This is a genomic window from Ruegeria sp. F5 (assembly GCF_056533845.1).
Window position 1 is genome coordinate 41,364 of sequence record NZ_JBQFOU010000006.1, and the last position, 21,951, is coordinate 63,314.

Sequence of the window (21,951 nt, forward strand, 5' to 3'; positions counted from 1 at the left end):
CGGGTGAGAGGACGGATTGCAAGCTTGGAGAATCCGGACCTGTGGTTGCGGGTCCGCGACCTCGCCCCGATTGATCCGGCGCTAAAATGCGCACCCTTCTGTGCGGAATTGCCCTGTTCCGTCCGCAAACTGCGCGATAGGGTCCATGGCCAGAACGGGGAACATGCATGACCACGATTTTGTCCATCAAGGACCTGCGGAAATCTTACGCGGACGGATTTGAGGCGCTGAAGGGCGTGTCGCTGGATATTGAAGAAGGCGAGATTCTTGCTCTTTTGGGACCAAATGGCGCGGGCAAGACCACACTGATCTCAACCATCTGCGGCATTACCACGCCGAGCTCGGGAAGCGTGACCGTGGGCGGCCATGACATCCAGGCCGAATTCCGCGCGGCGCGCCGGATGATCGGGCTGGTGCCGCAGGAGATTGCGCTGGAGCCGTTCGAGAAGGTTTGGAACACGGTGCGGCTGTCGCGCGGGCTGTTCGGCTATGGCCGGGACGATGCTCGGATCGAAGAGATTCTGCGCAAGCTGTCCCTGTGGGACAAACGCAGGAACGCCATCAAGGAACTGTCCGGCGGGATGAAGCGGCGGGTGCTGATCGCCAAGGCGCTGGCGCATGAGCCGCGCGTGCTGTTTCTGGATGAACCCACTGCCGGGGTGGATGTCGAGCTGCGCAAGGACATGTGGGAAATCGTGGCCGAGCTGAAACGGTCCGGTGTCACCATCATTCTGACCACCCATTACATCGAAGAGGCCGAGGCCATCGCCGACCGCGTGGGTGTGATCGACAAGGGTGAGTTGCTGCTGGTGCAGGACAAGGACACCTTGATGGCGCAGATGGGCCAGAAGCAGATCGAGGTTATGCTGACCGAGCCCATCGCGGAAATCCCTGGTAGTCTGGCCGAGCACAAACTGACCCTGAACGGCAATGGCGATGCGCTGGTCTATACTTATGATACCCATGCGGACCGCACCGGCATCACCACCCTGCTGAACGACGTTGCCAGGGCCGGGCTGGTGCTGCGCGACGTGCAGACGCGGCAGTCCAGTCTTGAGGAGATTTTTGTCACTCTGGTATCGGGAGAGGCTGCATGAACTGGTCCGCCGTTTCCGCCATCTACCGGTTCGAGATGGCCCGCTTCTTCCGCACGCTGGCGCAGAGCTTTCTGTCGCCGGTGCTGTCGACCTCGCTTTACTTCGTGGTCTTCGGCACTGCGATCGGCAGCCGGATACAAGAGGTTGAAGGGGTCAGCTATGGCGCCTTCATCGTGCCGGGGCTGATCATGCTGTCGGTTGTGATGCTGTCGATCTCGAACGCCTCGTTCGCGATCTACTTTCCCAAGTTTCTGGGCTCGGTCTACGAATTGCTCTCGGCCCCGGTGAATTTCATCGAGATCGTGATCGGATATGTGGGGGCGGCGGCGACGAAATCGCTGTTTGTCGGTCTGGTGATCCTGATCACCGCCACCTTCTTTGTGGACATCCGGATCGAACACCCGTTTGCGATGGCGGCGTTTCTGATCCTGTCCTGCCTCAGCTTTTCGCTGCTGGGGTTCATCATCGGCATCTGGGCCACGAATTTCGAACAGATGTCGCTTGTGCCGCAGCTGGTGGTGACGCCGCTGATCTTTCTGGGGGGCACGTTCTATTCGATCTCGATGCTGCCGCCGCTGTGGCAGACCATCACCTTGTTCAACCCGGTGGTCTATCTGATTTCGGGGTTCAGGTGGTCGTTCTACGGGCTGGCGGACGTGCCGATTGTGCTCAGCCTGCTGGCCATTCTGGCCTTTACCGGGCTGTGCCTGGGCGTGATCTGGTGGATCTTCAAAACCGGCTGGCGCATCCGCAACTAGGCACGGAACCGGCGTTGCATTTTTGCCGATCAGGTTCGGGAAATTGGGTCACGTCGGGTTTAACGGTTCGCGGATATCTTGTTTACCGGTTGGGCGCACTCTACATGGGCATCCATGAAACTCAGCCTGCCATTTGTCAAAAAGCAACCCGTTGTGGCCGTCGTGCGCCTGTCCGGCGCGATCGGAATGTCTGGTCGCGGGTCGATGAACGAGCTGGCGCTGGCTCCGGTCCTTGAAAAAGCGTTTCGCAAGGGCAAGCCCGTGGCCGTCGCGCTCGAGGTCAACTCGCCCGGCGGCTCGCCCGTTCAAAGCTCGCTGATCGGTGCGCGTATCCGGCGGCTGGCCGACGAACTGGATATTCCCGTCATTGCCTTCGTCGAGGATGTCGCGGCGTCGGGCGGCTACTGGCTGGCTGCGGCGGCGGATGAGATTTTCGCCGACGAAAGTTCGGTTCTGGGGTCCATCGGCGTGATCTCGGCCGGGTTCGGCGCGCATATCTTTCTGGCGCGGCAGGGATTCGAACGGCGGGTGCATACGGCGGGCAAATCGAAATCCATGCTCGACCCGTTTTCGCCGGAAAAGGAAGAGGACGTGGCGCGCCTGCAGGGCCTGCTGGGCGATATCCACGAGAATTTCATTGCCCATGTCAAAGCACGGCGCGGCGACAAGCTGGACCAGACCGCGGACCTGTTCACCGGCGAAATATGGCTGGCCCGGCGGGCGCAGGAACTCGGCCTGATCGACGGCATCGCGCATCTGAAACCCATGATGCAGGAGCGGTTCGGAGATAAGGTCAAATTCCGCCGCTACGGGCTGCGCAAACCCCTCTGGTCGCGGCTGGGGGCCTCGGTGGCGCAGGACGCCATCGCCGGGTTAGAGGAGCGGGCGGCCTACGCGCGTTTCGGTTTGTGACGTGATCATCAAAGCCGTCACCCTGTTTCTGATCGCCATGGGCGTTCTGGCCATGTTCGGCAAGCTGCGCTTTCCGGGACAGAAGAAGCTGAGTTCCGCCAAATGCCCCCGCTGCGGGCGGTTCCGGATCGGCAAGGGCCCCTGCGCCTGCGAAAAAGGAGACCGGACATGACGGCATGGCTGTTATCCGGTCTGGGTCTGGTGATCCTGCTGCTGGCAGGCGACGCGCTGGTACGCGGTGCGGTGAACCTGAGTCTGCGGCTGGGGGTTCCGGCGCTGATCGTCAGTCTGACCATCGTGGCCTTCGGTACCTCGGCGCCCGAGCTTCTGATCGCCATCAGCGCGCTCAAGGAAAACGCTCCGGGCATCGCGCTGGGGAACGTGGTCGGGTCGAACACGGCCAATATCCTGCTGGTGCTGGGCCTGCCCGCATTGCTGGCCACGCTGCATACCAGCGAGTGTGACAGCCGCAGGAACTATGTGTTCATGCTGCTGGCGACCGTTTTGTTCATCGGTCTGGCTTTCTGCGGGGTCTTCAACCTGATCAGCGGGGCCATCCTGCTGGCGGCGCTGGCGTTGGTGCTGGGCAATGCCTTTCGCGAGGCGAAACGCCATCGCGCCGCCTGCGGCGAAGCCTGCGCCGATGATGAGGAACTGGACGGTCTGGAAGAGGCCGACCCCGACATGCCCTATTGGAAGGTGTCGATCTATCTGATCCTGGGGCTGGTCGGCTTGCCGATGGGGGCGCATCTGCTGGTGGACAATGCCACCGTCATCGCGCGCACCTATGGGGTCAGTGAAACGGTGATCGGTCTGACCCTGATCGCGGTCGGAACATCTCTGCCCGAGCTTGCGACCACGATGATGGCCGCGCTGCGCCGTCAGGCGGATGTGGCGCTGGGCAATGTGATCGGGTCGAACATGTTCAACCTGCTGGCCATTGTCGGCATCGCGACATGGTTCGGCAATATCCCGGTCGACCCGGAATTCCTGTATTTCGACCTGTGGGTGATGCTGGGTGCCTCGCTGCTGCTGATCCCCTTCGTGTTTTACAAGCAGGATATCACGCGTGGCTGGGGTCTGGCATTGACTTTCCTTTATGCGCTTTATGTCACCACCCTGCTGGTGTGATCTGACGGAAAGAGGTGATCCATGACCCGAGCTTTAGTGACCGGTGCCGGAATTCGTCTGGGCCGGGCCATGGCCGAGTATCTGGCGGGTCGCGGTTATGACGTGGCCGTGCACTACGCATCCTCGGAACAACCGGCGCAGGACACCGTATCAGACATTCGCACGCTGGGCCGTCAGGCGGTCGCCCTGCAGGCCGATCTGCTGGACGAGGCGCAGGTCACATCCCTGCTGCCCCGCGCCGCCGAGGCGCTGGGCGGGCCGATCACCTGTCTGGTGAACAATGCCTCGATCTTCGAATATGACACGATCCGCACCGCAACGCGCGAAAGCTGGGACCGGCATATGGACAGCAACCTGCGCGCGCCCTTTGTTCTGACACAGGCCATGGCCGCGCAAGGATTGAAGCCGGACACCGATGCCAATGGCGAACCGGTCGCCACCGGCCTGATCGTCAACATGGTCGATATGCGGGTGCGCAAGCTGACGCCCGAGTTCATGACCTATACCATTGCCAAGATGGGCCTGTGGGCGCTGACACGCACCGCGGCGCAGGCACTGACCCCGGCCATCCGCGTCAACGCCATCGGACCGGGCCCCACCCTGCAGGGCCACCGGCAGAGCGCCGAGCACTTCGCCGCCCAGCGGGCAAATACGGTTCTGGAGCGTGGCGCGAACCCATCCGATATCACCGCCGCGCTGGGGTATTTTCTGGATGCGCAGGCTGTCACGGGGCAGTTGCTATGCGTCGATGGCGGGCAGCATCTGGCATGGCAGACGCCGGACGTTCTGGGCGTAGAATAGACATATTCGCCGCAAGTTTTACACCGCTCTCAATCCCGTTACATGCGCGTTACAAAATTGTATTGTTTTTCATACACTTGCCTTGTGCACAAATAAATTTCCATAAAAATCAATATGTTATAGAGCTGCCTATTTTTTGTGCAAATCAAGGAAAAGGCAAGAAAACAAGGGAGAATCCCGATGCGGCAAAACTTATCATCAAACTTATCCACATAATCCGTGGATTTGTTTTCCCTTGATCCCAAGCGCTCAAGATTGCAGCCGGTGGCAGAGAATCATATCTCTGGGTCATGACCACTCAGAACGACTCGCCCTCGGACACTCAGCCTACCGGTTATGCCTGCATCCAGCGTTACGTGAAGACGCTGGACAGTTCACCGGGCGTGTATCGGATGCTGGATGCCGACAGCCGGGTTTTATACGTGGGCAAGGCGCGCAACCTGCGCGCGCGGGTGTCGAACTATACCCGTCCGGGGCATTCGGGCCGGATCGAGAAAATGATTGGCGCGACCGCCTCGATGATGTTCCTGACCACGCGCACCGAGACCGAGGCGCTGCTGCTGGAACAGAACCTGATCAAGCAGCTCAAGCCGAAATACAATGTGCTGCTGCGGGATGACAAAAGCTTTCCGAACATTCTGGTCGCCAAGGATCACGCCTTTCCGCAGATCAAGAAACATCGCGGCGCGAAAAAGGAAAAGGGCGCTTATTTCGGCCCTTTCGCCAGCGCGGGGGCGGTGAACCGGACACTGAACCAGCTGCAAAAGGCGTTCCTGCTGCGCAACTGCTCGGATTCCATGTTCGACAGCCGCACGCGGCCTTGCCTGCTGTATCAGATCAAACGCTGTTCGGGGCCGTGCGTCGGGCTGATCTCGGAACAGGATTACCGCGAAAGCGTGCGCGATGCGGAACGCTTTCTGTCGGGCCGTTCGACCAAGGTGCAGGAGGATCTGGCCGAACAGATGATGGTCGCGTCCGAGGCGATGGAGTTCGAACGCGCCGCCGGACTGCGCGACCGCATCCGGGCGCTGACGCAGGTGCAGACGTCGCAGGGCATCAACCCGCGCGGCGTGGCCGAGGCGGATGTGATCGGGCTATATATGGACAGCGGGCAGGCTTGCGTTCAGGTGTTCTTCATTCGAGCCAACCAGAACTGGGGCAACAAGGATTTCTATCCCCGGGTCGGCCCGGATGTGTCGGCGGCCGAGGTGATGGAGGCCTTTCTGGGTCAGTTCTACGACAACAAGGAACCGCCCCGGCAATTGATCCTGTCGGACGGGATCGAAAACGCCGATCTGATGCAGGAGGCTTTGTCGGAAAAAGCCGGACGTAAAGTGGACATCCTCGTGCCGCAACGCGGTGAGAAACAGGAACTGGTCGCCGGAGCGCTGCGCAATGCGCGTGAATCGCTCGCCCGCCGCATGTCCGAAAGCGCCACGCAGGCCAAACTGCTGCGCGGCGTGGCCGAGGCGTTTGACCTCGACGGCCCTCCGGCCCGGATCGAGGTATACGACAACAGCCACATTCAGGGCACCAATGCGGTGGGCGGTATGATAGTGGCGGGCCCCGAGGGGTACATGAAAAACGCCTATCGCAAGTTTAACATCCGCGGCGACGACCTGACCCCCGGCGACGATTTCGGCATGATGAAAGAGGTTCTGACCCGCCGTTTCACCCGTCTGCAAAAGGAAGACCCGGACCGCGACAAAGGCCACTGGCCCGACCTGTTGCTGATCGATGGCGGCGCGGGGCAAGTGAGTGCTGTGCATGAGATCATGGCCCAGCACGGGGTCGAGGATATCCCTATGGTCGGCGTCGCCAAGGGCGTTGACCGCGACCACGGCAAAGAGGAATTCCACCGCATCGGCCAGCGCCCCTTTGCCCTGAAACGCAATGACCCGGTGCTGTATTTCATCCAGCGCCTGCGGGATGAGGCGCACCGCTTTGCCATCGGCACCCATCGCGCCAAACGGGCCAAGGCAGTTGGGGCGACACCGCTGGACGAAATCCCCGGCGTCGGCGCGGCCCGCAAACGCGCCCTGCTGGCCCATTTCGGCAGTGCCAAGGCGGTCAGCCGCGCAAATCTGGCCGATCTGAAAGCGGTCGAGGGGATCTCAGCCGGGTTGGCGCAGAAGGTTTACGATTTCTTCCATGACAAGGGCTAGGCCCGCCGCCCGCGCCACAGGATATATAGCCCCGAGGCCACGATCAGCGCGCTGCCGATCCACATGGTCTGGTCCAGCCTCTCGCCAAAAAACACGACCCCCAGCGCAACCCCGAACAGCAGCCTGGAATAGCGAAATGGCGTGACCGCAGAAACCTCGCCCGTCCGCATCGCTTTCATCAGCGCGGCATAGGCGGCGGTGCCCATAAGAAAGGCCCCCGTGACGTGCAGGCCGGTATGCAGCGAGACCGGCGCAAGGGGGGCGCCCTCCCAAAACCGATAGAGCAGCCCGGCGACAATGACGCAGAGAAAGCCGTAAAAGCCCAGAACCTCGGTGCCAAGCGACGCGGGTGCGGCGCGGCTGGCCAGGTCGCGCCCGGCAAACCCCAGCATGCCCAGCACCGCAAGGATGGACAGGGCCGAGAAGCTGTCCCCGGTCGGTTGGATGATCACAACAACGCCGAGCAGTCCGACGACAATGGCGCTCCACCGCCGCCAGCCGACGGTTTCGCCGAAAAACAGCGCCGCACCCGCCACCACGACCAGAGGGGTCGCCTGCAAAATCACCGTGGCCGCCGACAGGGGCGTCAGCGTGATGGCCAGCACATAGAACAGCCGTCCGAAAATTTCAAAAAACACCCGAACCTTCATCGGGCGCGACAGCACATCCCGGTGCAACAGATTAGTGCCGCGCATCAGAGCGACGATGGCAAAGATCACCGACCCGCCGAGGCCGAACAGGATCAGAATCTGCCAGATCGGCAGGGCTGCGGAGGCGCCTTTCAGCAGCGCATCTTCCAGCGCGAACAGCGCCATGCCCGCTATCATCCACGCGCTGCCGATCAGGTTCGACCGGGGGTCGGTCCGGATATGGGGGGTCATGCGTCTTTACCTTTGTTTCGAGCCGCAATCTGACGCCAAATCGACCAAAGGCCAAGGGCTGCTATGCAGTGACCAACTGTCTGGGATTGGGGATGTTTTTCGCCGCCCTGTCTTTTCTGTCCCGAAACCGCGATGTAGTGTCGGGTCATGAAGTGGAACCTGCCCAATATCCTGACCGTCCTGCGCCTGTTGGCCGCACCCGGTCTGGCCGTGATGTTTCTGTATTTCACCCGGCCCTATGCCGATTGGTTCGCGCTGGTCCTGTTCCTGTCTGCCGCCATCACCGACTGGTTCGACGGCTACCTGGCCCGGGCGTGGAAACAGGAAACCAAGATCGGCGCGATGCTGGACCCAATCGCCGACAAGGCGATGGTGGTGATCGCGCTGATGATCCTTGTGGGCTATTCAACCGAAAGCTGGACGCCCTGGCTGGTGCTGCCAGCGACCGTGATCCTGTTCCGCGAGGTGTTTGTCTCGGGCCTGCGCGAATATCTGGGCGACACGGCGGGGACGCTGAAAGTCACCAAGCTGGCCAAGTGGAAAACGACTGCGCAGATGGTGGCAATTGCCGTTCTGTTTTCGCAGGGCATTTTCGAGCACTACTTTGTGATGGGATCCTTCGGCATGGACCCGGCCCTCATCGATCAGGTGCTCAGCGGGCAGGTCGAAGACGCAAACGGGCTGCGCTGGCATCTTCAGGGGATGTTCTGGTCGGGCCGGATCGGGCTGTGGCTGCTGTGGATCGCGGCGACTCTGACATTGATCACGGGCTATGACTACCTACGTAAAGCCATGCCGCATCTGAAGGAGAGTTAACGGATGGATGTGCTGTATTTCGCCTGGGTGCGCGAACGCATCGGCCTGCCCCGCGAACGCGTCGAGACGCAGGCCGCCACGGTCAGCGACCTTGTGGCCGAGCTGAGCGCGCGCGAAGACCGCTATGCCGCCGCTTTTGCCGATATCTCGGCCCTGCGCGTGGCACTGGATCAGGAACTGTCGGATTTCGATGCCTCGCTGGCAGGCGTGCGCGAGGTGGCGTTCTTTCCCCCCATGACCGGCGGCTGACATGCGTATCGTGGTTCAGGACGCCCCGTTCGATCTGGGGGCCGAGGCCAACGCCTTTGCTGCCGGGGACGACGCCAACGGGGCCATCGTGACCTTCACCGGGGTTGTGCGCGATCTGGCGGCGGGTGATCTGGACGTGATGGAGATCGAACACTACCCCGGCATGACCGAACGCGCCCTGACCAAGATCGCCGAAGAGGCAAAAGCGCGCTGGTCTTTGGGCGATGTGCTGGTGATCCACCGGCACGGACGGCTGGCACCGGGCGACCGGATCATGATGGTCGCCACCGCCGCGCGCCATCGCAAGGATGCGTTCGAGGCGGCAGAGTACCTGATGGATTACCTCAAGTCCCGCGCGCCGTTCTGGAAGAAAGAGATCACCAGAACCGGTGAGGAATGGGTCGCCGCCAAGGATGAAGACGAAGACGCACTGACGCGGTGGTAAGCGCCCGGTCTCAATCCGCGTTGTTGATCCGGCCCCGCAGTTCCTCGGCCTCTTGCCGGGCGGCGCGGAGGCCGTCCATCGCCGCAGACAATTCGGCTTCGGTCTGGGTCAGCTGGTTGGTCAGTTCCGCCTCGCGCTGCTGCAGATAGGTGATGGCCTGATCGCGGGTTTCCTCGGCCTCGTGCAACTCCTGGCTCATGCGGTCCAGATCGGCCACGTCGCTTTGGCGCACGCGGGACAGGCGATGGGCCAGCCAGTTGGCGAACCAGCCCATGCAGAAGGCGGCAAACAGGATGATGGCGGTGGCGATGATGAATTCGATTCGGTTCAACTTACTGGTCCCCTGCATCCGCGTCTGAGGCGGCATTGTCCGTCTGTTCGGCCCCGGTGGTGCCGTCTTCCATGGCTTCCAGCCCGGTTTCCGCATTCTCAAGCGGTTCGGGCCGGATCAGGCGGAACTCGATCCGGCGGTTTTCCTCGCGGCCTTCTTCGCTGTCATTGTCGGCGATGGGCTGGGTTTCCCCATAGCCCACGGCGGTGAAGCTCGAGGTCGGCACCCGCCGCCCGCGCAGCTCGTTCAGGATCGACTGCGCGCGCGCCTGGCTCAGCTGCTGGTTCATCTCTTCGCGGCCCTGACTGTCGGTGTGGCCCTGAATCTCCATCCGGATCGGGCCGCAATCGCGCAGGATCTCGGCGATCTGGTTCACTGTGTCGCGCGACTCTGATGCGATAGTGGCCGAGCCGGGTTCGAACGCGATCTTGCTCAGCGCCTGCACCTCGGCGATCCGCTCCTCACAGATCTCGGGGTCGGGCAGGGCGTCTTCGGGTTCGGGCGGCGGCTGATAGGTGATCGACAGGGTGAAATCCTGCGCCTCGCCCAGCTTTTCGGACAATTGCCCGGCGATGCGGGCCCTGGCCTCTTCATCATGGCTGAGACCGGTCAGATCGACCGAATCCGGCGTCACCGTCAGCGCCCCGTTATGCAGTTGCGACAGTGCCTCGAGCCCGGCCAGCACGCGCACGGGCCAGTCGCCGGGCAGATCGGGGGCGATGCGGGTGGCGGTATAGACCTGTTCCGAGCCAAAGGCCGCGCGCGCGTAGCTGTCGACCATGTCCCGCAGGGTTTCGTCGCCCAGCCGCCCGCGCAGCTGAACCAGCCCTTCGGGGCTGCGCGTGGCCGAGAACTCGATGGGGCCGGACTGTTCTTCGACCTCGGGTTCGGGCAGGACGGCGTGCAGGGCAAAGACGCCGGGAAGGGCATTTTCCAACTCGCCCACGGCGCGGTCGAACACCGCAGGGTCGCTGCCCTGCGCCGCGATCAGGGTGATATCCGCATCAGACATCGTGACCGAGCCCTGCCCGATCTCGGCCAGCGCGCGGATCGCCAAAGACGCCGCCTCGGGCCAGCGGGGCGAGGGCACACCCAGACCGATGGTGCAGTTGTAGGGGACCGACAGCCCCGCGTCCTGGGCGGCTGCGACAATCGCATCGCGCGCCTCTTCATCCTGTGCGGAACAGGCATCAAACCGGCCGCCGTCTGCGTCGATCAGATAGCGCAGGGTAAAGGGCGTGATCACCGGCCGCGGGGCCGAGATTGCCAGCCCGATCCGCAGGCTGGGCGGCGCGGCGCGGGTCAGGTCCTGTTCCAGTCGCTCTTTTTCCTGCTGACTGTCGGCGATTGCGGTGATCTTGACCAGACCGGGGCTGGCCGAGATTTTGGCCCGGGGCAGGCTGGACAGGGATTCGATTGCGTAAGCCATCGCCTCATCCCAGCCTTTGGGCTTTGGGTAATCCGCCGTTTCCAACAGGTCCGATACGGCGCGGTCGCTGTCCAGATCATCCAGCCGCGCGATCAGATCATCACGATCATGGCTGGCCGGGATCAGCCCGATCACCGAAATGCCGCTGTCATTGCGCAGGATTTCCGCGGAAAACCGCGGTGCCGCCAGATCGGATGTCGCCGTGATCTCCATCTCGTCAATGACCCGGGATGTATCGACCTCGGTCCCCGCAACGGTCAGGGCGTTGAAGCGGGTGGCCTCATCCGGGGCAATGCCGGTCAGCACCACGCGCAGCCCGTCGGACTCGACCTCGGCCCAGTCATGGCCGTTCAGGTCCAACGCACGCCGCACGGCGAATTCCGAGCTTTCTTCGATCTTTGTCACCGCATAGCTGGCCGCCAGCAACGACAGCCCGGCGGAGACAAGAAAAATCAGGGAAACGGCAAAAACATAGGGCAGACGCATGTGCGGCGTTGAGACTCCTCAGGCAGGTGGGCGGACTCTTACAGACCCCGGACAGCAGGTGCAATCAGAGCAGCAGGGCGACGCAGAGGAAGATCAGCGGAATAAGGCCGGTGTCACGATTCGAGCGGAACAGCATCAGCAGCCTGCCATTGTCTTCGATATCCAGACCGCGCAGTTGCCACATCATGTGCCAGCCCATCGCCCAGGGCCCGCCAAGCGCCACGATCACCGCAAAGGCCGAGGCATCCGGTACCCCGGCATCGACAATCGCCAGCCCCATCAGGGCGACGGTTGCGATCAGAAAATACTTCAGCCATTTCGCCGTGTCTGTGCCGAACAGCCGGGCGGTGGATTTGATGCCGATCATCTCATCATCCTCGGCATCCTGATGCGCGTAGATCGTGTCGTAGAACAGCGTCCAGGCGATTCCCGACAGATACAGAGTGATGGCAGGACAGCCGATGCCGCCGGTATGCGCGGCCCAGGCCAGCAGCGCGCCCCAGTTGAAGGCCAGCCCCAGAAACACCTGCGGCCACCACGTAAAGCGTTTGGCAAACGGGTAGATGGCGACTGGCAGCAGCGACAGCACGCCCATCGCAATGGCGGCCTGATTGAACGATAGCAGAATCGCCAGCGCCAGCAGGCATTGCAGGCCCATCCAGATAACCGCCTGCCGCACGCTGACCTGACCCGAGGGTATCGGGCGCGAGCGGGTGCGTTCCACCTGCCCGTCGAAATCCCGGTCGGTGATGTCGTTCCACGTACAGCCCGCCCCGCGCATCAGAAAGGCCCCGATGGCGCAGCCAATGGCGATCCACAGATCCTCCCACCTTGGGCTGCCGTCGCTGAGGATCGCCAGCGCCAGACCCCACCAGCAGGGAATCAGCAGCAGCCAAGTGCCGATGGGCCGGTCCGCGCGCGACAGGCGCAGGTAAGGGCGGGCAAAGACGGGCGCGTGGGTATCAACCCAGTTGCCGCTGACGGCATCGGCAACCTGACCGTCTGGTGTTGGGGCATTGCCTTGCATATGTAAGGTCTCATGACTGCGAAGATCAGATTGTATGTAGAGCAGCCCTTGGGTCCGGGGCAATCGGTTGATTTGACGCGCGATCAGGCGCATTACCTGTTCGGCGTCATGCGGCTGGCCGTTGGCGGGCAGGTTGCCCTGTTCAACGGGCAGGACGGCGAGTGGCTGGCCAAAGTGGCCGAGGCCGGTAAACGCGGCGGTGTATTGGCCTGTGTCGAGCAGACCAAACCGCTGCAACTGCCGCCCGACATGTGGTTCCTGTTCGCGCCGATCAAAAAGGCGCGCACCGATTTCATCGTTGAAAAGGCGGCGGAAATGGGGGCGGCGCGGATCATGCCGGTGCAGACCGAATTTACCAATTCCGAACGTATCCGTCAGGACCGGCTGCAGGCCCATGCGGTTGAGGCCGCCGAGCAATGCGGCGGCACATATGTGCCCGAGGTGCTGGACCTGCAACGCCTCGACCGGGTGCTGGATGCATGGCCCGAGGGGCGGCAACTGATGTTCTGTAACGAGGCCGAGGTCGGCTCGGCCCTGCGGCTGGCTGCCAACGAAAAAGGCCAGCCCTGGGCCATTCTGATCGGCCCCGAAGGCGGGTTTTCCGACCGGGAACGCGCGCGGCTGACCGCGTTGCCCTATGCGCATGTGGTCAGCCTTGGCCCGCGCATCCTGCGGGCAGACACGGCGGCAGTGGCGGCGCTGACCATGTGGCAACAGGCGCTGGGGGATTGGTCGTGACGTGGCGGCTGGCGCAGGAGGCAGAGGTTGCACAGATCGACCGCTTTCTGATGCAGCACATCCAGAGCTCGATGTTCCCGCTGGCCAATCTGCGCGATTATGGCCTGCGGGGGTCTGACCCGCGGGCGGTGACCGTCTGGATGCTGGGCGACCCCCTGCGCGCTGTGTTCGCCATCACCAACGAAGGCATGGTGCTGCCGCAATGCCCGGACTGCACCGATGACGAATTGACTGCCGCAATCGACCTGATCCGGGGCCGTCCCCTGTTTGGTGTGGCCGCCGAGGCGACACAGGCCCGCCGGATCATGCGGCTGGCAGGCTGGCAGGATCGGCCCGCGACGCTCAACAGCGACGAGCCGGGTTTTTCGCTGGACCTGAGCCAGCTTGTCATGCCGGACGCCAAAGGGGCCGAACTGGTGCGGCTGGGTGATCTGGGCCGCGATGTTACCGAAGGATGGCGGGCCGAATACCTGATCGAAGCGATGGATTTCGACCCTGAACGGGCGCGGTGTCAGGCGGGAAAGGACTGGGCCGCTTACACGGCGCGCAATTCTCATCGGGTTCTGCTGATGGACGGCACGCCCGTGGCCATGACCGGTTTCAACGCGCGCCTGCCCGAAGCTGTTCAGGTTGGCGGCGTCTACACACCACCCGATCTGCGTGGGCGCGGCTATGCTCGGCTGGCGGTTGCCTTGCATTTGCACGAGGCGCGAAATGCCGGGGCAACTCGCGCCGGTCTGTTCGCCGCTTCCGAATCCGCCGCGCGTGCCTATATCGCTATCGGATTCCAACCGGCAGGACAGTTCTCGCTGATCCTGTTCAAGACCCCAGAGGACCCGGCATGAGTTTCATTCGTCCCGAAGCCAAACGAACCCTGTGGCGCTGGCGTGAGGTGCTGGTGGCGGTGGTGGTCCTGCTGGTCGGCCTCAGCTGGTACAGCGGCCCGGGCGGGCTGCTGGGTTGGCTCGGGCTGGTTCTGGTCGCCGTAGCCTTTGCCCTGGCGGTGATCGGCTTTCAGCGCGCGCGGTTTCGTGGCGGGGCAGGCGGCCCCGGCGTCGTGTCTGTCGACGAGGGGCAGATCACCTATCTCGGCCCGCTGGACGGCGGCATGGTCGCAACGCGTGAGATCGAGAGGCTGGCGCTGGATCCGACCTCGGACCCGGCGCATTGGGTGCTGGACCAGCCGGGACAGCCCACGCTTCACATTCCGGTGAACGCCGAAGGGGCCGAGGCGCTGTTCGATGTGTTCTCGACCCTGCCGGGGCTGAAAACCGAACAGATGCTGTCGGAATTGAACGGCGGCGCGGTGCATCCGGTGGTGATCTGGGAACGCAAGCCCATGCGCCCTTCCCACGTTCGGCTGCATTGACACCGGCGCGGATTGCGCTCAGGACTGACCGTCAAGACAGAGACACATCAGGATCGGAGAGCGGTTCATGTCCATCCCCCAGTCCGGCGGCGGGCCGATCGAACGCCATGAGCAACTGGCCGAATATCTGGAATCAGGCTGCAAGCCCAAATCCGATTGGCGCATCGGCACCGAGCACGAGAAGTTCGGCTATTGCAAGGACACGCTGAAACCGCTGCCCTTCGAAGGCACCCGCTCGATCGTTGCGGTGCTGGAAGGTCTGCGCGGCCGTCACGGCTGGGCCGAGGTGCGCGAAGCCGGGCATCTGATCGGGCTTGAGAAAGACGGGGCGAATGTCAGCCTGGAACCCGGCGGCGCGTTGGAACTGTCCGGTGCCCCGCTGGAGACGATTCACGAGACTTGCGACGAGGTGAACACCCACCTGCGTGAGGTGAAGGATATCGCTGACGAGATCGGCGTGGGATTCATCGGTCTGGGCGCGGCCCCGATCTGGACCCATGACGAGATGCCGCTGATGCCCAAGGGGCGTTACAGGCTGATGAACGACTATATGGAGAAAGTCGGCACCATGGGCCGCGCCATGATGCGGCGGACCTGCACGGTTCAGGTCAACATCGACTTCGGCTCCGAGGCCGACATGGTGCAGAAACTGCGCGTCGCACTGGCCTTGCAGCCGGTGGCGACGGCGCTGTTTGCCAATTCGCCCTTCTTCGAAGGCAAGGTGAACGGCCAGAAAAGCTGGCGCAGCTATATCTGGCGGCATTTGGACGATGCGCGGACGGGCATGCTGCCGTTCGTGTTTGAGGACGGCTTCGGGTTCGAACGCTACGTGCAATACGCGCTGGATGTGCCGATGTACTTCGTCTACCGCAATGGTGGATATATCAACGCGCTGGGAATGTCCTTCCGCGACTTCCTGCAGGGCAAGCTGCCTGCGCTGCCCGGTGAGACGCCGACGCTCAGCGATTGGGCCGACCACCTGACCACCGCCTTCCCCGAGGCCCGGATCAAGAAATTCATGGAGATGCGCGGCGCCGATGGCGGCCCATGGCGGCGTCTGTGTGCGCTGCCCGCGTTCTGGGTTGGTCTGACCTACGATCAGGGCGCGCTGGATGCGGCCTGGGATCTGGTCAAAGGCTGGGATGCAGAAACCCGCGAGGCGCTGCGGATCGAGGCCGCTAAAGACGGGCTGCAGGCGCAGGTCGGCAATATCCGCATGCATGATCTGGCGCGCGAAGTGGTCGCGATCTCGGAAGCCGGTCTGAAATCCCGCGCGCGCCCGGGTGCGGGCGGGCTGGTGCCGGATGAGACGCATTTCCTCAACGCGCTCAAGGACAGTATCGATACGGGCAAGGTTCCGGCGGATGAGCTGCTGGATCAATACAATGGCGGCTGGAACGGCGACCTGACCCGGATTTTCCCCGAATACAGCTATTGATCGCGACCGTCCCGCTTGCATTCGCGGGGCGGGGTCGATAGCAGGTTGGCGACCAAATTCAGAGGGCGTCATGGACGATCTTAAGGCAAAGTATCTGGGGCAGATCGCCGAAGCGGGCGACGAAAACGCGCTTGAGGCGATCCGCGTCGCCGCCGTGGGTAAAAAGGGCGAGGTCGCGCTGAAGATGCGCGAGCTGGGCAAGATGACGCCCGAGGAACGCCAGGTCGCCGGCCCCGCGCTGAATGCGCTGAAGGATGAGATCAACTCGGCGCTCTCCGCGAAAAAGGCCGCTCTGGCCGATGCCGCGCTGGATGAGCGTCTGCGCACAGAATGGCTGGATGTCACCCTGCCGACCCGCACGCGCCGTCAGGGCTCGATCCACCCGATCAGCCAGGCGACCGAGGAACTGACCGCGATCTTTGCCGAACTGGGCTTCTCGGTGGCCGAAGGGCCGCGGATCGAAGACGACTGGTACAATTTCGACGCGCTCAATATTCCCGGCCACCACCCCGCGCGGGCCGAAATGGACACGTTCTACATGCACCGGGCCGAGAGCGACAATCGCCCGCCGCATGTGCTGCGCACGCACACGTCTCCGGTACAGATCCGCTCGATGGAGAAACAGGGCGCGCCGATCCGCGTGATCTGCCCGGGCGGCGTGTATCGCGCCGATTATGACCAGACCCACACGCCAATGTTCCATCAGGTCGAGGGGCTGGCGATTGACAAAGACATCTCGATGGCGAACCTGAAATGGGTTCTGGAAGAGTTCGTGAAAGCGTTCTTCGAGGTCGACGATGTCGAACTGCGCTTCCGCGCCTCGCACTTCCCGTTCACCGAACCCTCGGCCGAGGTCGATATCCGCTGTTCCTGGGACAACGGCCAGTTGAAGATCGGCGAGGGTGACGACTGGATGGAGATTCTGGGTTCCGGCATGGTCCACCCCAAGGTGATCGCCGCCGGTGGGATTGATCCCGAGGTCTATCAGGGCTTTGCGTTCGGGATCGGCATCGACCGTCTGGCGATGTTGAAATACGGCATCCCGGATCTGCGGGCGTTCTTTGACAGCGACCTGCGGTGGTTGAGGCACTACGGGTTTGCGGCGCTGGATATGCCGAACCTGCATGGTGGTTTGTCGCGTTGAAGCTGGACGAGGAAAAGTTTCTTCGCGTTATGGAGTATATTGAGGCTTCGGATGATTCCGGAGCCTCTTTCGATGATGCTGCTGAGAGTGGGAACGCTCGTTATCCAACGGAGGAGCCTCGGCTAGACACAACCCAAAACAAACTTCGGATGTCGATTTCTGAACGAGACTTCCTATTCCGTCTGATGCGTGCAGAGGATCTCATCACTGGGGCGTTCATGAAGAACGGCGCTTTAAACATACACCTGACTTACAAAGGGCATGTATGGTTGCAGGAATATCGCCAAAATACTCTTTCTAGGCGGGTTCTTAGATGGTCTGGCCGTCAACTCGATAAATTGTTTTCTTCCGTTGCTTTACCAATAGTAGCCGCCGTTCTGACGGTGTTCGTTCTGGATTATATTGGAACTTCTCGTGGAAAATCTGTTGATGAGGTTGCCATCGAAGGCGCTGTGGAAAGCTATCTAGAAAAGCGTGGCGAGGAAGTAACCGAGTAGACAGAGAGCAGAATTGCCCTTTCATTATCTGTTTCTGAATAACTTGAAAGCGCGGAGCAAAGGCCGATAGGCCGCCGCGCTATCGGTCGTTCATTGCGGCGCCATTGGTTCAAGCCCAATGGGCGACACCGCCCGCACGGGCTGGCGATTTGTCTCCGCAAGCGCTCTGTTCGATCATCACACGGACTTGGCCAGTATAAAGCGCCTAACACCACCGGTATATCGCCACCCCGCGGTCTGGCGATAGCGCGGCTTGCGCGGCGCGCGAGCCCGCCGCACTGCAATATACGTTACCTCACAATCACATCTTTTCGAAAGCTAAAGATGGCGAAAAGTCTTTCATGTACAGCGGGATAGACATCAAATAGATTTAACGCATTGCAAGTTTAACATCTGGTTACCGATGAAAAAAATTACCGATTGGACCCCGAAACAGATTTTCGTCACTATGATCTCAGCGCTGGCTGCAATCCTCGGTCTCTGGGGTGGGCTGATCAGCGTCGGGCTGCTCGATCCGGTCTCGCAGGGTGCGTCGCGGGCGGATGCTCAGCTTCGTGACGCGGTTTTGGGCAACTGGTGCGCCACCAAGGAAAACGCAATGTGGTTGGATGCGCGGCTGACATTTGCCGGGCAGGGGCCGCAGACCACTCTGACCTCGGACCTGTTTACCTTTGCCGATTTCGACAATGCGCCGGTTCAATTGTTCAATGAGAATAACCGTGTTGTTTTCACCATGGATGAAAAGCCGGGGATGGTCTATTTCGTTGATGTCACAGGTGAAAACCTGATTTTGGAGATGTATCGCAAGCTTCCGGCCACCGATTTCGGGGCGGGTGAGTTCATGATGCGGCAGTTCTATGAGCGATGCGCTTAAGGCCCGAGCAATAACGCGTAAGTGACGTGACAGGGTGCGTCATCCGATTAGTCTCGGGCGCATGATTCATCGCCTGCTTTTCCTTCTGCTGATCGACTCTCCCGCCGCCGCTGTCGCCACCTGCCATGGCGATACCGCTTGTCAGGTCGGCGACCGCTCGTATCACGTGCTGGAACCGGACGGTTGGGATGGCGAGACGCCTCTGCCCGTGCTGTTGCACTTCCATGGCTGGGCGCGGCAGGGGACCGTGGTGGTGAATCATCAGCGCATTGCCGGGGCGACTAAGCTGCGGGGCGTGTTGCTGGTGGCTCCGAACGGGCTGGGCAAAAGCTGGAATTTCTGGTCGGCGGACACGGCGGATGTGGGTTTTGCCGATCGGGTGCTGCAGGATGTGGCGCGACGCTATCCGGTCGATCCCGACCGCATCTATGTCTCGGGCTATTCCTTTGGCGGCGCGATGGCGTGGCGCTTTGTCTGCCAGTCGGGCAACGACATCGCCGCCTTGCTGGCCGTTGCGGGCAGCATCCGGCAGACCGAGGAGTGCCCCGAGGCCCCGCGCGAGGCGCGGCATGTGCACGGGCTGGACGACTCGGTGATGGATTACCCCTTCGGTCCCGGCGGCGACAGGACGTATCCGGTGGCGCTGTGGCGGGCGAAATACGACTGCAACGGCCCCACCCCGCGCGGGGATTGGAGCGTTGAGCCGTTCCTGACCCTCAGCCGCGTGGAATGGACCGATTGTGCTGGGGGGCAGGTGGTGCTGGACACGCATCCCGGCGGGCATTTTATCCCCCATGGCTGGATCGGCCGGCAACTGGACGAGCTTTTGGGCCGCAGCCCGACCTATCCCTGACGCGCAGCCTTGCACCTTGGCGCAATCTTTGCCATTGCCTTTGCGGACTGGATATCTGCCAAAAAAGGCCCCGAGCAATGAAATTCACTCTGTCCTGGCTGAAAGACCACCTGGAGACCGATGCCTCGGTTGACGAAATCGCCGAGGCGCTGACCGATCTCGGGCTCGAGGTCGAAGAGATCGTGAACCCGGCGGACCGGCTGGCAGGCTTTACGCTGGGCCATGTGAAACACGCGGAAAAGCATCCCGATGCGGACAAGCTGCGCGTGTGCACGGTGGAAACCGATGAGGGCGATCTGCAGATTATCTGCGGCGCGCCCAATGCGCGCGAAGGGATCACGGTCGTGGTCTGCAAGCCGGGCATGTATATCCCCGGTCTGGACCTGACCATCAGCGTCGGCAAGATCCGCGGTGTCGAAAGCTTTGGCATGATGGCGTCCGAGCGCGAGCTGGAACTGTCGGAGGAACATGACGGCATCATCGAACTGCCCTCGGGCGAGGTGGGCGACAAGTTCGTCGACTGGCTGGCAGAGAATGAGCCTTCGAAAGTTGATCCGATGATCGAGATCGCGATCACCCCGAACCGCCCCGATGCGCTGGGCGTGGCGGGGATTGCGCGCGATCTGGCGGCGCGGGGCATCGGCAAGCTGAAACAGCGCGACTATGCGCCGGTACCGGGTGATTTCGACAGCCCGATCAAGGTGGTGATTGATGAGGACACGCTGGACGGCGCGCCGCATTTCACCGGGCGTCTGATCCGGGGCGTGAAGAACGGCCCCAGCCCGCAATGGCTGCAGGATCAGTTGAAGGCGATTGGTCTGCGGCCGATTTCGGCGCTGGTGGATATCACCAACTACATGACCTTCGATCAGAACCGCCCGCTACACGTGTTCGACGCTGACAAGGTGCAGGGCAACCTGCGGGTGCACCGCGCCAAGGGTGGTGAGACGCTGACCGCGCTGGATGAGAAGGAATACACACTGCAGCCCGGCATGATGGTGATATCGGATGACAAGGGCCCCGAATCCATCGCCGGGATCATGGGCGGTGAGGAGACCGGCTGTACCGAGGAAACGGTCAACGTGTTCCTTGAAAGCGCGTTCTGGGATCATGTGCAGATTGCGCTGACCGGTCGGGCGCTTAAGATCAACTCGGACGCGCGCTATCGGTTCGAGCGCGGTGTCGATCCCGAATATACGCTGGAAGGGCTGGAACAGGCGACGCAGATGATCCTCGATATCTGCGGCGGTGAGGTGTCCAAGGTGGTTGAGGCCGGGAAAGCCCCGAACCATGCGCGGGCCTACAAGTTGGATTCCGCCCGCGTGCAGTCGCTGGTCGGGATGGACATTCCCGAGGCCGAGCAGCGCCAGACCCTGACCCGTCTGGGCTTCCGTCTGGAAGGCGAGATGGCGCATGTGCCCAGTTGGCGGCCCGATATCATGGGTGAGGCCGATCTGGTGGAAGAGGTCGCGCGGATTGCCTCGCTGACCAAGCTGCAGGGCAAGCCGCTGCCGCGTGTGACGGATGGTATTCCGAAGGCGGTGATGACCCCGACGCAGCGCCGTCAGTCGATGGCGCGGCGCACATGCGCGGCGCTGGGGTATAATGAATGCGTGTCTTATACCTTCATCGATCAGGCCTCGGCAGCGCTGTTCGGGGGTGGGGATGATGTGACCCGGCTGGAGAACCCGATCTCGTCGGAGATGAGCCATATGCGCCCCGACCTGCTGCCCGGTCTGTTGCAGGCCGCAGCCCGCAATCAGGCGCGCGGTTATGCCGATCTGGCCCTGTTCGAGGTTGGCCCGGTGTTCCATGACGGGGAGCCCGGCGATCAGAAAACCCAGATTGCAGGCCTGCTGGTTGGCCGCAACGGCCCGAAGGATGTGCATGGCGCGTCCCGCCCGGTGGACCTTTACGACGCCAAGGCGGATGCCGAGGCGGTGCTGGCGGCCATAGGCGCGCCCGCCAAGGTGCAGATCCTGCGCGACGGCGATGCCTGGTGGCATCCGGGCCGTCATGGCAAGATCTGTCTGGGTCCGAAGAAAGTGCTGGGCGTGTTCGGTGAGCTGCACCCCCGCGTGCTGCAGGCGATGGACATCAAGGGTCCGGCAGTGGCCTTCACCATCTGGCCGGACGAGGTGCCGCTGCCACGTAAATCCGGTGCCACCCGCGCCGCGCTTGAACTGAGGGACCTGCAGGCGGTCGAGCGTGACTTTGCCTTTGTCGTCGACGCGGGCGTCGAGGCGCTGACGCTGGTCAATGCCGCCGCCGGGGCCGACAAGGCGCTGATCGAGGATGTGCGCGTCTTTGACGAATTCATCGGGGGCAGTCTGGGTGAGGGCAAGAAGTCCATGGCCATCACCGTGCGGCTGCAGCCGTTGGACGCGACCCTGAAGGAAAAGGACATCGAGGCGGTCAGTGCCAAGATCGTCGAGAAGGTGGCGAAAGCCACGGGCGGCGTTTTGCGGGGCTAAGGGCGTTTCCGCCTCCGGCGGGAGTATTTTTGAAAA

The 21,951-nt window shown here is 62.3% G+C and carries 23 protein-coding genes; 19 read left to right on the plus strand and 4 right to left on the minus strand.

Features of this window, described 5'->3' with window-relative positions:
- The first annotated feature begins 167 nt into the window (after nucleotides 1-167).
- From ACR0K1_RS10810 to uvrC, 7 genes are all read left to right on the plus strand, one after another.
- A complete protein-coding gene (locus ACR0K1_RS10810; RefSeq protein ID WP_480850583.1) occupies nucleotides 168-1,097 on the plus strand; it encodes an ABC transporter ATP-binding protein in 930 nt (309 codons plus the stop codon).
- Nucleotides 1,094-1,855, plus strand: a complete 762-nt coding sequence (locus ACR0K1_RS10815) for an ABC transporter permease (protein ID WP_480850585.1) — start codon at nucleotides 1,094-1,096, stop codon at nucleotides 1,853-1,855. Before ACR0K1_RS10810 ends, ACR0K1_RS10815 begins: the two co-directional genes overlap by 4 nt.
- Before the next feature lie 114 nt (nucleotides 1,856-1,969).
- Nucleotides 1,970-2,767 (plus strand): S49 family peptidase, encoded by a 798-nt coding sequence (locus ACR0K1_RS10820; protein ID WP_480850587.1) that lies wholly within the window; start codon nucleotides 1,970-1,972, stop codon nucleotides 2,765-2,767.
- A 1-nt stretch (nucleotide 2,768) separates the two neighbouring features.
- Complete coding sequence (locus ACR0K1_RS10825; RefSeq protein ID WP_480614007.1) at nucleotides 2,769-2,939, plus strand: hypothetical protein; 171 nt, start codon at nucleotides 2,769-2,771, stop codon at nucleotides 2,937-2,939.
- The gene (locus tag ACR0K1_RS10830) at nucleotides 2,936-3,898 is read left to right on the plus strand and encodes a calcium/sodium antiporter (protein WP_480614009.1); all 963 of its coding nucleotides are present in this window, start codon (nucleotides 2,936-2,938) and stop codon (nucleotides 3,896-3,898) included. The genes ACR0K1_RS10825 and ACR0K1_RS10830 overlap by 4 nt, the downstream gene beginning before the upstream one ends.
- Nucleotides 3,899-3,919: 21 nt before the next feature.
- On the plus strand, nucleotides 3,920-4,699 hold the full coding sequence (locus tag ACR0K1_RS10835; protein ID WP_480614010.1) for an SDR family oxidoreductase: 780 nt from the start codon (nucleotides 3,920-3,922) through the stop codon (nucleotides 4,697-4,699).
- A gap of 290 nt (nucleotides 4,700-4,989) precedes the next feature.
- Nucleotides 4,990-6,864 (plus strand): excinuclease ABC subunit UvrC, encoded by a 1,875-nt coding sequence (gene uvrC / locus ACR0K1_RS10840; RefSeq protein ID WP_480614014.1) that lies wholly within the window; start codon nucleotides 4,990-4,992, stop codon nucleotides 6,862-6,864.
- Here the strand turns inward: uvrC and ACR0K1_RS10845 are convergent.
- Nucleotides 6,861-7,745, minus strand: a complete 885-nt coding sequence (locus ACR0K1_RS10845) for a DMT family transporter (RefSeq protein ID WP_480614016.1) — start codon at nucleotides 7,743-7,745, stop codon at nucleotides 6,861-6,863. The genes uvrC and ACR0K1_RS10845 overlap by 4 nt on opposite strands.
- Nucleotides 7,746-7,892: 147 nt before the next feature.
- On the opposite strand from ACR0K1_RS10845, the gene pgsA reads away from it, so the two are divergent.
- From pgsA to ACR0K1_RS10860, 3 genes are read left to right on the plus strand one after another with little or no spacing between them, the layout of a single operon-like run.
- Nucleotides 7,893-8,561, plus strand: coding sequence for a CDP-diacylglycerol--glycerol-3-phosphate 3-phosphatidyltransferase (gene pgsA / locus ACR0K1_RS10850; protein WP_480614018.1), 669 nt, complete (start codon nucleotides 7,893-7,895; stop codon nucleotides 8,559-8,561).
- Nucleotides 8,562-8,564: 3 nt separating this feature from the next.
- A complete protein-coding gene (gene moaD, locus ACR0K1_RS10855) occupies nucleotides 8,565-8,810 on the plus strand; it encodes a molybdopterin converting factor subunit 1 (RefSeq protein WP_480614020.1) in 246 nt (81 codons plus the stop codon).
- 1 nt (nucleotide 8,811) lies between these two features.
- Nucleotides 8,812-9,255: a molybdenum cofactor biosynthesis protein MoaE gene (locus tag ACR0K1_RS10860; RefSeq protein ID WP_480614022.1), complete on the plus strand. Its 444-nt coding sequence runs from the start codon at nucleotides 8,812-8,814 to the stop codon at nucleotides 9,253-9,255.
- 10 nt (nucleotides 9,256-9,265) lie between these two features.
- Here ACR0K1_RS10860 and ACR0K1_RS10865 read toward each other — a convergent pair whose 3' ends face one another.
- The 3 genes from ACR0K1_RS10865 to ubiA form a co-directional block, all read right to left on the minus strand.
- Nucleotides 9,266-9,586 (minus strand): hypothetical protein, encoded by a 321-nt coding sequence (locus ACR0K1_RS10865; protein WP_480614024.1) that lies wholly within the window; start codon nucleotides 9,584-9,586, stop codon nucleotides 9,266-9,268.
- A 1-nt stretch (nucleotide 9,587) separates the two neighbouring features.
- Nucleotides 9,588-11,501, minus strand: coding sequence for an OmpA family protein (locus tag ACR0K1_RS10870; protein WP_480614026.1), 1,914 nt, complete (start codon nucleotides 11,499-11,501; stop codon nucleotides 9,588-9,590).
- Nucleotides 11,502-11,565: 64 nt separating this feature from the next.
- Nucleotides 11,566-12,528, minus strand: coding sequence for a 4-hydroxybenzoate octaprenyltransferase (ubiA, locus tag ACR0K1_RS10875; RefSeq protein ID WP_480614028.1), 963 nt, complete (start codon nucleotides 12,526-12,528; stop codon nucleotides 11,566-11,568).
- 12 nt (nucleotides 12,529-12,540) lie between these two features.
- Here ubiA and ACR0K1_RS10880 point away from each other — a divergent pair, with 12 nt between their 5' ends.
- From ACR0K1_RS10880 to pheT, 9 genes are all read left to right on the plus strand, one after another.
- Nucleotides 12,541-13,266 (plus strand): 16S rRNA (uracil(1498)-N(3))-methyltransferase, encoded by a 726-nt coding sequence (locus ACR0K1_RS10880; RefSeq protein WP_480614030.1) that lies wholly within the window; start codon nucleotides 12,541-12,543, stop codon nucleotides 13,264-13,266.
- A complete protein-coding gene (locus ACR0K1_RS10885) occupies nucleotides 13,263-14,111 on the plus strand; it encodes a GNAT family N-acetyltransferase (protein ID WP_480614032.1) in 849 nt (282 codons plus the stop codon). The genes ACR0K1_RS10880 and ACR0K1_RS10885 overlap by 4 nt, the downstream gene beginning before the upstream one ends.
- Complete coding sequence (locus ACR0K1_RS10890; RefSeq protein WP_480614034.1) at nucleotides 14,108-14,635, plus strand: hypothetical protein; 528 nt, start codon at nucleotides 14,108-14,110, stop codon at nucleotides 14,633-14,635. The genes ACR0K1_RS10885 and ACR0K1_RS10890 overlap by 4 nt, the downstream gene beginning before the upstream one ends.
- A gap of 67 nt (nucleotides 14,636-14,702) precedes the next feature.
- Nucleotides 14,703-16,073 (plus strand): glutamate--cysteine ligase, encoded by a 1,371-nt coding sequence (locus ACR0K1_RS10895; RefSeq protein WP_480614035.1) that lies wholly within the window; start codon nucleotides 14,703-14,705, stop codon nucleotides 16,071-16,073.
- 70 nt (nucleotides 16,074-16,143) lie between these two features.
- Nucleotides 16,144-17,217: a phenylalanine--tRNA ligase subunit alpha gene (gene pheS / locus ACR0K1_RS10900; RefSeq protein ID WP_480614037.1), complete on the plus strand. Its 1,074-nt coding sequence runs from the start codon at nucleotides 16,144-16,146 to the stop codon at nucleotides 17,215-17,217.
- Entirely contained in the window at nucleotides 17,214-17,714 is a 501-nt protein-coding gene (locus tag ACR0K1_RS10905; RefSeq protein WP_480614039.1) for a hypothetical protein, read from the plus strand. Before pheS ends, ACR0K1_RS10905 begins: the two co-directional genes overlap by 4 nt.
- Before the next feature lie 403 nt (nucleotides 17,715-18,117).
- Nucleotides 18,118-18,588, plus strand: a complete 471-nt coding sequence (locus ACR0K1_RS10910; protein ID WP_480614041.1) for a hypothetical protein — start codon at nucleotides 18,118-18,120, stop codon at nucleotides 18,586-18,588.
- Nucleotides 18,589-18,649: 61 nt separating this feature from the next.
- Nucleotides 18,650-19,441, plus strand: coding sequence for a CE1 family esterase (locus ACR0K1_RS10915; RefSeq protein ID WP_480614043.1), 792 nt, complete (start codon nucleotides 18,650-18,652; stop codon nucleotides 19,439-19,441).
- A 77-nt stretch (nucleotides 19,442-19,518) separates the two neighbouring features.
- The gene (gene pheT / locus ACR0K1_RS10920; RefSeq protein ID WP_480614045.1) at nucleotides 19,519-21,915 is read left to right on the plus strand and encodes a phenylalanine--tRNA ligase subunit beta; all 2,397 of its coding nucleotides are present in this window, start codon (nucleotides 19,519-19,521) and stop codon (nucleotides 21,913-21,915) included.
- Nucleotides 21,916-21,951: the final 36 nt, after the last annotated feature.